The organism is Ramlibacter paludis (genome assembly GCF_022012305.1).
Classification (GTDB): Bacteria; Pseudomonadota; Gammaproteobacteria; order Burkholderiales; family Burkholderiaceae_C; genus Ramlibacter; species Ramlibacter paludis.
Map to the genome: position 1 here is coordinate 785,854 of NZ_JAKLTM010000002.1, position 13,188 is coordinate 799,041.

At 70.9% G+C, this 13,188-nt stretch carries 4 protein-coding genes; all 4 read left to right on the forward strand.

What is annotated here, in order from left to right:
• The first annotated feature begins 6 nt into the window (after positions 1-6).
• From LZ009_RS10415 to LZ009_RS10430, 4 genes are read left to right on the forward strand one after another with little or no spacing between them, the layout of a single operon-like run.
• Positions 7-1,380, forward strand: coding sequence for a hypothetical protein (locus tag LZ009_RS10415; RefSeq protein ID WP_275697839.1), 1,374 nt, complete (start codon positions 7-9; stop codon positions 1,378-1,380).
• 11 nt (positions 1,381-1,391) lie between these two features.
• Positions 1,392-2,327 carry a hypothetical protein gene (locus LZ009_RS10420; protein WP_275697840.1) on the forward strand — a complete coding sequence of 312 codons (936 nt, stop codon included), beginning with the start codon at positions 1,392-1,394 and terminating at the stop codon, positions 2,325-2,327.
• Positions 2,328-2,329: 2 nt separating this feature from the next.
• Complete coding sequence (locus LZ009_RS10425; RefSeq protein WP_275697841.1) at positions 2,330-6,040, forward strand: hypothetical protein; 3,711 nt, start codon at positions 2,330-2,332, stop codon at positions 6,038-6,040.
• Positions 6,041-6,051: 11 nt separating this feature from the next.
• On the forward strand, positions 6,052-13,041 hold the full coding sequence (locus LZ009_RS10430; protein WP_275697842.1) for an eCIS core domain-containing protein: 6,990 nt from the start codon (positions 6,052-6,054) through the stop codon (positions 13,039-13,041).
• Positions 13,042-13,188: the final 147 nt, after the last annotated feature.

Consider the following 13,188-nt stretch of genomic DNA (forward strand, 5'->3'; position numbering starts at 1 on the left):
CCCACCATGGCCACCCCGCTACTGCAGTACTGGACCGACGAGGTCAACCGGCTCACGGCGCTGCGCGCGCTGCAGCAGCCCGTCGTCACCGCCGCGCGCGCCGCGCTCACCGGCACCAAGGCCGTGCAGCAGACGGCCAGCGACGCCGTGCGTACGCAGGCCCTCGCGCTCGAGACCGCGCGCCTGGCGCTGGCGGGCATCCCGATGCCGGCCGACGGCAATCCGCTGCTGCTCGCGATGGAAACCGCCCTGATCGGCCTGGCCGAAGCGCAGGCCACGCTGGCCTCGACCGGCATGGCGGTGCAGACCCAGGCGGCGGACCTCGCGCGCAAGGAGGCGCAGCTTGCCGCCACCGAGGCGGCGCTGGAGGAAGCGGAAAGCGAGAGCCTGCGCGAGCTCGACGAAAGCACGGCGCGCCAAGGGCTGGCCAGCGCATTGCTGACCGGCAACCTCGCCACGCTCGCGGCCGACGCCGCGGCGACGCTGGCCACCTTCGAGGCCACCGCGCGTTCCCGCGTCGAGGGTGAATTCCCCACCAACGCCACCAACGCCAAGAGCTTCATCAAGCGCGTGCGCGACCGGCGCGAGATGGTGCGCGAGTCCGCCAGGGCCGCCACCGACGTCGAGACGGCGGCCCTCACCGCCGCCAACAGCGCGCTGGCGCTGGCCAGCCGCCGCTTCCAGCGCGCCACTCTGGCGCTGCGCGCCGCCGCCGACGCCGCGCCGCGCGTGGATGCCGACGCCAGCGTGCTGGCCCGGCTGGCGGGCCTGCCCGCCCCCACGGCCACCACGTTTCCGATCCTCACCGCCTGGCAGCGCGACCGGCTGCACGACTCCACCAAGAAGGCGGCGCGCGAGACCGCGCTGGCCAAGGTGGCCGCCATCGATGCGGCCGTGGCCGCGGTGCGGCCGGCGCAGCAGGCCTACGACATCGCGCTGCACGCGGCGATGAAGGCAGACCCGGACAAGACGCAGGCGCAGCTCGATGCCGGCGCGGTCGCCACCGAGCGCGCGGCGCTCGACGCGAAGATCACCGCGGTGGCGACGGCACATGCCGCCATCACGGTGGCCGAACTCGATGTCGTCAAGAGCTGGTTCGCGAGCGTGCCGCAGCCGCTGTGGGACGCGCTGGAAAAGCTGGATCTCGCCGTCTCGCGCCTCACCGCGCTTTCGGGCAGCGGGTCGCCCGCCACCGTGCTGGCCGAACTCACCGCCGCCGAGACCGCGTTCGCCGCCGCGCTGGGCGCCGACCGCCTCGCCACGCGCAAGGTCATAGGCGCGGCGCTGGCGCTGGACCGCGCTTCCACCATGCGCGAGGCGGAACAGGAAACGGTCGGCAGCCGCGCCAACGCCTATGCGCACAGCGCGGCGCTGTTCTAGGACACCCTGCCATGAAACCCAACGACTGCTGCGGCCTGCCGGAGCTGGAACGCTGCGACGCCGACCTGCCGGACAGCCCGCAATGCGCGCCCAACTACCACTTCGGCATGCTGCTCGGGGTGGACGACTTCCGCGCCGAGCAGGGCTTCCATGTCGGGCGGCTGCGGCGGCACCAGCGCCTGCTGCATGGCAGCGGCGTCGTGGCGGGCTACGACGTGAGCTACCAGCCGGCCGACCAGGAGCTGCGCGTGGGCAACGGCCTCGCGGTCGACGTGCTGGGGCGCGACCTGGTGCTGGAGGTGCCGCAGTGCGTGAGCCTGCCGATGTGGTGGATCGCGCACCGCGAGGACGAGGACTTCGCCGACATCGCGACCCCCGACGACGCCACGCTGGACCTGGACGTCATCGCCTGCTATTCCTGCTGCCTGGGCAACCCGGTGCCGGCCATCGCCGACCCGTGCGCCGGCAACGCCTCCGACATCGCTTACTCGCGCGTCTGCGAGACCGTGCAACTCCGGCTGGTGCGCACGCCGGCCGCGCCCGCGGTGCCCGCGCCGCAACCCTTCCACCTGCTGCGGCTGTGGCTGGGCCTGGCACAGCCGCGCCGCGATCACCTGGGCGTCGTGCTCGCGTCCGACCAGTGGCTGATCGACCGCCGCACGGCGCTGGCTGCATTGCCGGCCGCGCAGCAGGAGATCGAACGGCCGGTGCTGGTCCGCGAGGTGGTCGCGCGCGCCGGCGCCGAACAGCCCTTGGCGCCGCCGCCTGACGAACCCGATGAGAACGACCTGTGCCTCACGCTGGCGCGGCTGCGTGCGCTGCGGCTGAAGCTCGAGCCCGATGGCTGGAAGCTCACGCTGGGCTCGCTGGAAATGGGCGTGCGCGACACGCTGCTGCCCACCGCGCTGCTCCAGCAGCTGCTTGCCACACCCCCATTCAGGAGCTGACCATGGCCCTCGCCAACCTCGACCCTGGCACCGTGGAACTGCCATCCACCGACGGCGTGCCCTTCGTGGGAACCAGCAGCCCGCTCACGCGCCTGCATTACTTCGACGGCCAGTTCCTGCGCGCGAGCGCCCTCACGCTCGAACAGGACTACCACCGCCAGGCGGTGCGCCTGGGCAACCTCGCAGGCGGCTGGGGCGTGGTGCATGGCCTGGGCATCTCGCTGGAGGCCGACCAGCTGGTGGTGGGCGATGGACTGGCGGTCACGCCCGCGGGCAGCTTCGTGCTGGCGCCGCAAGCGGTGCAAGCGAAGCTGGCGGAACTGCTGCAGGTGGCCACGCCGCCCCCGCCGGCGGGCGCGAAGAATTTCGCGGACTGCCTGCAGCCCAAGGGCCAGGCGGTGGCGCTGGGCAGCGGCATCGCGCTGTACGAGATCACCGTCGGCCCGATCGAGGGCCTGTGCGGCAACGAGCCGGTGTACGGCAAGCTGTGCGACAGCGCGTGCGCCACCGATTCGCGCCACCCGTACTGGCGCGAAGGCCTGGTGCTGCGGCTGCGGCCGGTGACGCTGGCGCTGCCCACCAGCAGCGCCGTCGCGCACGCCAACGTGCACCTGCGCAACCGCGTGGCCTCGGCCTATTTCGCCGCGGAGCCCTGGCTCACGCAAAGCCTGCTCTCGGCCGCCGGCCTCGCCAGCGACACCTGGTGCCGCCCTTGCGAACTGTATGGACGCGACGAAGTGGTGATCGGCCTGCTGGCGCGCGAAGGCGCCACCGTGCGCGTGATCGATGCCTGGAGCGGGCGGCGCGAGCGCATGGATACGCAGGCGCGCGGCTACTGGCAGGGCCGCATGGCGATGCGGCCCTGGAACGTGTTCCTCGCGCAGATCCTGCAGTTCCAGTGCCAGCTGGCTGGACTGTTCGACCCCGACAAGCCCGTCATCCTGCCGGACGACGACTGCGAAGGCCTGCGCGACCTGCTGGGCAAGGCTCGCCGCAACATCGAAGACCTGGTGAAACGCTACGGCGCCAGCACGCAGAAGATCATGAAGCAGGTCGACGGCCGGCCGACGATCAGCCAGTTCCAGAACGTCAGCACCGACATCAAGGGCTGGTTCGCCGATCTCGACGTGCTGTCGACGCAGCTCGCCGGCTACGTGCCGGGCCAGGGTGCGCTGCCGCGCAAGCGCATGCTGCTCAACGCCGGCTTCTTCGAGCTGCCGCCGGCGGGCTACCTGCCGGTGTCGCTCAACGCGGACGTGCAGGAGCAGGTGGAGCGCATGTTCGGCGAAGGCGTGCAACTGCACTTCCACGGCGTGGCGGCCGACGAGATCGCCCACCTGGTGGAAGAAGCGCAGCACATGAAGCGCATCTCGCTCACGCGCGGGCTCGACGACCCGGCGCAGCTGGAACCGGTGGAGATCTTCGTGCCCGATGCGCAGACGCTGTGCACGCCGGCCCCGGCCGAAGGCACCTGGTGGCGGGCGCATCTCGCCTTGACCTCCATGGCGACGCTCGGCGGGCTGTTCCCCACGAAGACGCCGGCACCCACGGCCACGCCGAAGCCGACCGGCACGCCGGTGCCGACGCCGCCGCCGGCAACGGCGCCTCCGGCAGCGACACCGCCGCCGATCTTCAAGACCATCGGCGACGTTTTCACCACGGTGCTCGACAAGGTGACGACCACCGGCGAGGACGTCAAGACCACCGTCGCAGACGGCGCCGCGGAAGCCGGCGACAAGGTCACCGAAGTCGTGACCGACACCGGGGCAAAGGTGGTCGACGGCGCCACCGAGGTGGGCAAGGAGATCGGCAACGCGGTCGGCAACGCGACCGGTGGGCTGCCATTCGGTGCGCCGCAGATGGCCGCGCGCAAGACGACGACCCGCAGTCGCGCCAGCGCGCCACCGCAGGGCGCGCCGGCGCCCGCGCCCCTGCGCGCCAGCATGCAGACCGGTGCCGGCCTCGGCACCAGCCGCCTGCCGCTGGCCTTCGGCACGTTCGACGGGCTCGCCCGCACGGAGAACCACGCCGACGGCAGCTCCGGCTTTGCCATGGTGCTGGCCAACGACCTGCTGCAGGACGCCAACAACCAGGTCATCGCCGAAACCCTGCGCATGAAGGCGGTGGACGGCAACCTGGAACAGGCGCTGCGCATGGCCATCTACCTGGCCGGCGACATCGACAAGGGCGTGTTCGGCCTGCAGATCGGCGACATGGTGCGCATGCCGGTCGAGATGCGCATGGTGCTGGCGGGGCGCGGCGGCGGATCGAGCGTCGACGGCAAGCTGACGGTGCTGGCCAAGCGCACGCGTTCCGACGGCAGCCAGGAGAGACTCGTCCAAATGGACCTGGGGCTCACCTCGCTCGGATCGCTGGGCATCATCGACGGCGCGCAATCGTTCTCGCTGCGCATCCTGCTGCGGCACGACGGCGACGAGCGCACGGGATCCCTGGTCGTCGACGACGAGCAGCAGGACCCGAAGAGCCCGCCCCTGCACTTCGACTGGGACGACTCGCCCCGGCGGGCCGTGCTGTTCACCGAGGAGGTAACGAGCTACAACACGTTTGTCGCCAACGTCAGCCAGCGCACCCGCAACGAACTCCTGGACATGACCGGCCTGCCCGCCATGCCGCCGGCCGATTCGGCGATCGCCATCGAGGCGATGAACGCACTGGCAGCGATTGCCGACGCCGGCGACGACGCGGCCTTCCTGGTGCGCGCGCGCCGCCGCCTGTTCCCGCAGCTGCAGGAGCCGCGCACGCAGCGCGTGGTGGCCAGGCGCGACTGGGTGATGTTCCGCCGCGCCCGCACGCACGTGTGCTGCCCGCCTGCCTGCGCGCCGGCGCCGGCGGCCGCGACCGAAACCTTCCAGGTCTGGCACCTGAAGCTGCCGAACAGCGAGCGGCTGGAAGCCATCGCCCGGGCGCTGGAACAAGGCGACGCGGCGGTGCTGTCCCGGCTGCCGTTCAAGCGCGTCGGCCTGCTGCGCTATCGCGACGAGAGCGCTTTCTCCGAAGAACCGGCCGAGCGCGTGCTGGCCCTGTGGCAGCTGCAGGCGCCGGCCGCGCAGGTGGCCCTGGCACGCAGCTGGGAAATCGCGCCGGAAGCCGGGCAAGGCTGGCAGAACCACATGCGCCTGCGCCACATGCTGGAGCAGATCCGCACGCTCACGCAGCCGCCGGCGCGCGGCAGCGGCGCGGTGGGCACGATCGCGCCGCCGCCCGGCATCCTCGGCGACGGCGCCTACGACGGTGGCATGCTGGTGGTGACCATGCCGCAGCAGGCCGTGGCCGTGGGCCACCGCGTGGTGATGCTGATGGACAGCATGTTCAGCAGGGTCGTCGAAACGTTCAAGGGCGACGCCGCGAAGGGCTGGGACCTGCTGCAGCGGCTGCTGACTTCCACGAAGGAAGCCGTCGTCGCCGACCTTTCCTTCATCGACGGCACGCTGTCCGCCGAAGAGGTGAACGAGCTGATGGCGGCCGACGAAAGCATGCGCAACTCGGTGTTCCCGGGCGGCCTGCCGGCCGAAGGATTCCGCCTCGACGCCGCCACCATCCCGGTGGGCGTCAACGCGCCGCAGCAGCACGTCGACGTGCTGAAGGTGCTGGACACCAACATCCCGGACCTCGGTTCCGTCACCGTGCCGGCCACCGACCTGGGCGCCGGCGCCGTCGTCCTGACGCTGGTGCGCTACGTCACCATCGGTTGAAGGTTCCGGCGATGCCCGCCGCGCCCCCGGCCACGGACAGCAAGAAGCCGGCGACCCCGCCGCCGGCCAAGGCGGCCGCGCCGCCCGAGAAGAAGGCGCCGGCCCCCGCGTCCGCGCAGCAGGCAAAGGGCGGCGGCGCGGCGGGCGGCCAGCAACGCTTCGACCGCATGGCGGTGCGCGCCAAGCTGGCCGTCAGCGAACCGGGCGATGCGGTGGAACGCGAGGCCGATGCCATCGCGGACAAGGTGATGCGCGCGCCGGCGCCCGCCGCCGGGGCGGCGAAAGGTGCGGCGCCCGCACCGACCCCGGCGCCGGCGAAAGCCGCGGCCGCCGCCGGCGGGGCTGCCGGCGGCAAGGTGCAGCGCCAGGCCGCACCGTCGCCATCGGCGCAGTCCTCCCCGCCCGAAGCGGCAACCGGCAACGCACCTTCGACCTCCACCGAGCTGCTGCGTTCGCTGGGCGCGGGCGAGGCGCTCGACGCCGACACGCGTTCCTTCTTCGAACAGCGCATGGGCCAGGACCTGAGCGACGTGCGCATCCACGCCGACGACCACGCCGCCGAAGCGGCGCGCGCGCTCCAGGCCCGCGCCTTCACCTTCGGCAACCACATCGCCTTCGCCAGCGGCGAGTTCCAGCCCTCCACCCAGCGCGGCAAGACCCTGCTGGCGCACGAACTCGCGCACGTGCTGCAGAACAAGACGGCGGGCCTCAGCCACGTGGTGGCGCGCAAGAAGCCGGACAACCCGCGCTACACGGACCCGAACGACATCAAGGACAAGGACGCCTTCGACCCCGCCAAGGACACGAAGGCGCGGCCGGAGATGGAAACCCTGAAGCTGCCGGCCATCAAGGGCCGGCATGCCGCCGAGTACAAGAAGCGGGCCGGGAAGTCGCTCAAGCGTCCGGCCGGCTACGACCGCAAGAAGCCGGCCTTCCAACCGGACCAGGTGAAGAAGTGGAAGGAGAAGGTGGACCTCTCCACCTTCTACGCGAGCGTGGGCTACACGCCGGGTTCACCGCCGCACGGGCTGACCTTCTACGGCGCGCCGCAGAAGAAGTTCGGCGGCCCGGCCGAGGCCGACGTCGTCGAGGCGCTGCAGATCCCGCGCTGGACGCCCGACGGCACGCTCAAGGACAGCAAGCTGCAGGTCGACCACATCATCGAGCTGCAGGTGAGTGGCGACGACGCCTTCGAGAACTACGAGCTGCTCACGGGCGCCCACAACGTCAACGTCGGCTCGCTGCTGCGCGCTTCCATCTATGCCGGCGTCAAGGGCTACCTGGCCGCCACCGGCAAGAACACCGGCGATGCGCTGGTGAAGGACTACCTGGAGAAGTTCGACGTCGAGTTCAAGAAGGTGGAAGCCGGCGGCGAAGGCAAGAACCTGGAGAAGACCGCGCAGTTCTGGGCCCGCCAGGAGATCGTGGGCGGCAAGCACCTGAAGTGGCTGAAGGACGAAGAGCGCCCCAAGAAGGACGACGGCACGCACAAGGACCGCTTCGCGCTCTATTCGTACAGCGGCCAGGGCTTCATCGACGCCTTCCCGCTGAAGAAGGACAAGGTGACGGTGAACGACAGCGGCCGCCTGGGCGGGATCAAGCTGGCGGGCAACGCCATCACGCTGAACGCCGGCTTCGACAAGGCCGGCGCCGGCGCCGCCGTGGGCAGCATCAAGGGCAGCTGGGTGCTGCCCAAGCACATCAAGGTGAACGAGGGCGCCACCTTCGAGAGCCCGCTCAATGCGGTGGCGGGCAAGCCCTACGCCGGCGCCATCGCCAGCCTGACTCCACCGAAGGCCGAGGCCGAGACCCTGAGCCCGGTGACCTTCGGCGAACTGAGCTTCGTGCGCGGCAAGGTCTCGGCCGAAGGCATGCTGGCCGCGACGCATCCGCTCTTCAGCGGCGTGCAGATCCCGGTGCGCTGGCGCGGCGATGACTTCGCCTTCGAATACACCTTCGCGGCTAAGGACCTGAAGCTGCCGGTGCCGGGGCTCACCATCGACGACGCCAGCGTCACCGTGTTCTTCGGCACCAAGGGCCTGGGCGCCGACGGCAACCTGGCTTTCACCGTGGCCGGCCTCGGCTCGGGCCTTCTCTCGGTCACCGTGCAGGCCGGCGCGAAAGGTCCCAGCCTGGCGGCCAAGGGCGTCTTCACCGCCGACCGCAAGCTGTTCGACCAGGCGACGCTGGAGCTGGGCTACAGCAGCGAGAAGGGCTTCAGCGGCAAGGGCATCCTGGGCATCAACAATCCGGACAAGATCAAGGGCATCAAGTCGGCCAAGCTCACCGCGGGCTACGCCGAAGGCATCTTCACCGCCATCGGCGACGTCGAGCCCTCCATCCCGGGGCTGAAGAGCGCATCGCTGGGCGTCACCTACGGCAAGGACACGCTGGTGATCACCGGCAAGCTGGGCATCGACGAGAAGGTGCCGGGCGTGGAGTCGGCCGACATCACGGTGGAAGTGAAACAGGACAAGGACCGCTGGAAGGTGGCCGCCAGCGGCGACGTCAAGCCGAAGCTGCCGGGCCTGTCGGGCGCGATGCTGAAATTCAGCTACGACGACGGACAGGTGCTGGTGGAAGGCAAGTTCGACATCGCCAAGGGACCGCTCTCCGGCACCGTGATGGCCGGCGTCACCAACGCCGAAGTCGACGAGAAGGGCAACCGCAAGGAAGGCGGCCAGGGCGGCACCTTCCGCGTCTTCGGCGCCGCCGACATCGACGCGGTCTTCATCAAGGACAAGCTGTTCGGCAAGCTCAAGCTGCGGCTGCTGCCCGATGGCAGCGTGCGCGTGGGCGGCGGGCTGAAGGTCGGCGACTTCACGGTGTTCCCGCAGATCCCCAAGGACGCGGTGTTCGCGCACCCGGAGATCAAGACGCCCAAGCTGCCGATTCCGGGCCTGGGCTTCTCCGTGGGCGGCGTCAGCGTCGGGCTCACCGTGTATGCGACGGGCGGCATCGCGCTGCGCGCGGCCATCGGCCCCGGCAAGATGAGCGGCATCCACGTCGACATCGAGGAGTTCGACCCGAAGACGGTCAGCTTCGACACGCTCAAGATCAGCGGCGGCGCCAAGTTCGACGTGGAGGCCGACGCCGGCGTGAAGGTGGACGCCAAGGCGCACCTGAACCTGAGCGCGGTGGTCGCCGAGCTCGATGGCGCCATCGGCGTCAGCGCCGACATCGGCATTCCCGAGGAGAACAAGAAGATCGTGCAGGCCACGGTGGACTTCACGTACAGCGCGCAGGACGGACTGGACATCGAAGGCGGCATCAAGCTGAACGTGCAGCCGACGATCAAGTTCGCGCTGGAAGGCGAGGTGTCGGCCAAGCTGAACCTGCTGGTGACCACCGTCACGGTGTGGAGCCAGGACTTCACGATAGGCACGGCCAACTTCAACCTGCCGCTGGCGATCAAGGGCCAGGGCAAGGTGGGCTACAACACAAAGACCGGCAAGCTGCGGAGCGACCCGCAGAACTCGATCTCGGTGGAAACGCCCAAGCTGGACGTCGACGCCTTCATCGCCATGCTCAAGGGCGACGCCGCGCCGCCGAAGGTGCAAACCACCGACGACACCGGCAAGGAAGTGACGCCCACCCAGGCCCAGTGCCTGGCGCCGGCGCAGCCCGGCGCCCTGAGCCTGCAGCCGAACCAGTCGGTGATGCCCAACCAGTCGGTGATGCCGCAGCACGAGCCCGGCGCGCCGCATGTGCCTTCGGTGGACGAAGGCATCGTGGCGCGGCTCGGCGAAGGCATGCCGCTGGACGAGGCGACGCGCGGCTTCTTCGAGCAGCGCCTGAAGGTGAACCTGGCGGAAGTGCGGCTGCACACCGGCATCGGTGCACAGCGGGAAGCCGATGCGCTGGGTGCCAAGGCCTTCACCATCGGCCAGCACATCGCCTTTGCCGCCAACGAGTACCGGCCCGACACCAACGAGGGCCGCGACCTGCTGGCGCACGAACTCGCGCACGTGGTGCAGCAGTTGCAGGGCGCGGCGCGCGCGGTGCGGCGACAGACCACGGGCACGACGGCGCCGCCCTCGGTGACGGGCGCGACCCCGGCGACGGCCACCGGCGCCACTCCGGCCGCGGGCGGCCGCGGCCCGATCACCCTGCCCTCGCTGAAGCTGCCGACGCTGAAGTACGGCACCGACCTCCTGAGCAGCCATCGCAAGGCTGCCTACGATGCGGCCTTGGTCGCCAACCTGGAACGCCCCGCGGGCTACCGCCGCGCCGACGTGGACTCGCGCCAGAGGCAGCTGTGGACGCAGGCGACTCCGGCCGCGACCATGCGCAACGCGCTCTCGACCAAGGTGCCGGGGCTGGACGCCGAGCGCATCTACATCGCCCTGCCGCGCGGCCGCCAGCTGGCCAGCGCCGGCAACTACGTGGTGGTCGGCACGCCCAATGAACTCGCGCTGGCGCTGCGCCAGCCGCGCTGGGACCGTCAGGGCGAGGCCGACGAGGCGCCGCTGGAGATCGACCACATCGTCGAACTGCAGATCGGCGGCGCTTCCTACGACATCCTCGCCAACCTCGAACTGCTGGAGCGCCAGGCCAACGGCGCCTCGGGCCGTGCGATCGACGCCTTCATGGACGAAGCCTTCAACGCCTACGCCGCTTCTTCGCAGGCCGCGGCGCTGCCGGAGGCGGACCGCAACGCCGACGTGCTCAAGCGCCAGTACCGCGTGCGCTTCGGCGGCTTCGTGGCGCAAGGCGCGCCGGCGGCGGGCAAGCGCTGGACGCTCGCCGAAGTGCAGGCGGGCGACCCGGCGGAGGGCCTGCGCATCTACGACCCGAGCAACCTCACGGGCGCCGCACCCACCGACCCCGGCGCCATCCTGCATCCCTGGCCGGCGGGCGTGGACGCATCGCGCTACACCGGCTCGCCCAGCCTGCTGGTGATCTACGCCAGCGCGCGCGGCGGCGAGCCGCGCCAGGTGCCGCTGACCGATGGCCGGCCCACCGATCCGGAAGGCGCGATCCGCGGCCTGCTGCCCGGCATCGCCACCGACGAACTCACGCTCGATCTCTCCACGGCGGGCACGGGCCCCATCGGCCGCGTGCGCGGCGCGCTGACGCACGAACAGCTGGGCGCCGACGCCCGCATCCCGGTGGACATACCGATCGCGCGCCGGCGCGGGCTGGCCAACGCCGGCGTGCTGAACACCGAGACCACGGTGCAGCGCTTCCGCTCGCTGCTGCGCGACGGCGGCGTCACCGGCCTGAGCCCGGTGGTCGTGGACGAGGTCGACGTGCTGCCCGGCGTGGGCCTCTTCATCAGCGGCCGCGTGGAGCCCGACATCGAGATGCTGCACGGCGCCAGCCTGGACTTCCAGGTGCGCGGCACCGAGCTCATCGTGTCGAAGACTTTCTACGGCGGCGACTTGAACCTGGGTGGCCCCTTCCGCATCGACGGCAGCGACCTCACCGTGGGCCTGTCGACGCGCGACGGCCTGCAGGTGGGCGGCGGCGTGGCCTTCAGCATCGACAAGCTGGGCCAGGGCACGCTGCGCGGCGCGGGCCGCAGCGATTCCTTCGCCATCGACGGCCGCTTCGACTTCGACCGGCGCCTCTTCGACGCCGATGCCAACATCCAGCTGGCCTACCGCCGCGGCGGCGATGCGCCCAACGGCAAGCTCTCGGGCAGCGGCACCGTGACCATCGGCCCCGGCAAGGTGCGCGGCATCCGGCGCGCCACCGTGCAGGCGGCCTTCGACGGCGAGAACCGCTCGCTGACGGGCACCGCCGACCTCGACATCCCCGGCGTGGAGTCGGCCACGCTGGGCGTGCAGTTCACGCCCACCGAAGGCACCGTGATCACCGGCAGCGCGCGCTTTCGCGACCGGCCCGGCATGCGCAACGGCACCATCGACGCATCGCTGTCGGAAACCCCCGAAGGCTGGCGGCTCGCGGCACGCGGCGGCGCCGACGCGACCTTCGCCGGCATCAGCGCGCGGCTGGACGCGAGCTACGACGACGGCCTGTTCATGTTCTCGGCCGAGGCGCCCTTCCGCATCGGCGAGCGCGTCAACGGCACCGTGCGCGTAGGCCTCACCAACGGCAGCGTCGACGACCAGGGCCACCTGCTGACGGGCAGCACGGCGGCCGCGGCCGGCGGCGAGCTGCGGCCCTTCGGCAACGGCACGGTGACCCTGCGGCTCACCGACGCCTTGCAGGGCGGCGTGGGCATTCGCGTGCGCCCCAGCGGCGACTTGTTGATCAGCGGCAGCATCGGGCTGGCGGCGCCCGTCACGATCTTCGACCAGTATCCGCCGCCCGACCGCGCCCGCCGCACGCTGTTCTCCATGCCGACGGTGTCGGTGCCGCTGGTGGGCATCTCGGTGGGCAGCACGGTGGTGGGCGTGGCCCTGACCATCAACGGCCGCGTGACCGGCCACGCCCACGTGGGGCCGGGGCAGCTGAACCAGACCGAACTGCGGGTGGAAGACTTCAACCCGGCGCAGCCGGACTCGCTGCACGTCACCGGCGATGCGGAGTTCAACCTGCCCGCGGCGGCCGGCATAGGCGCCTCCATCGACGCCGGCCTGACGCTGGGCGCGGCGGTGATCAACGCCTCGGCCGGCATCAACGTGAGCGCCGAGGCGGGCCTGGCCGCGCAGGTGACGCCGCACGTCAACCTGGACTGGCGCGCCGCGACCGGGCTGCACGTGCACGCAGCGCTCGACGCCTCGCTGCGGCCGCGGCTGGCCTTCGACGTGAACGGGTTCGCGCTGGTGGAAGCCAACGCCTTCGTCACCACCTTCACGCTCTGGCGCAAGGACTGGAACCTGGCGCACCGCGAGGTGGGCAGCAGCCTCGCATTGCGGCTGCATGCGCCGGTGGACTACTACAGCGACGGCCGCGGCGTGGTGTTCGACCCGGAGCAGGTGCAGTTCGAGGTGCCGAGTTTGAATGCGGAGACGTTGGCGCAGTTGTTTAATCAGGAGGGGGGGGAGGAGCGGGTGGAGCGAGGGGAGGCTGGGGGGCAGAGAGGTGGGTGAACTGGTTTGCAGAAAGCCTGATGAGACGAGTGGGCCGCTCCTCACCTGATGATCGCGGCAAGGGATGGCCGATCGGTCCCCTACTGAATCAATTCGACTGGAAGCAACTCGCTGCGAGCAGGTGCAGGAAGACCATTCCACCGCGCC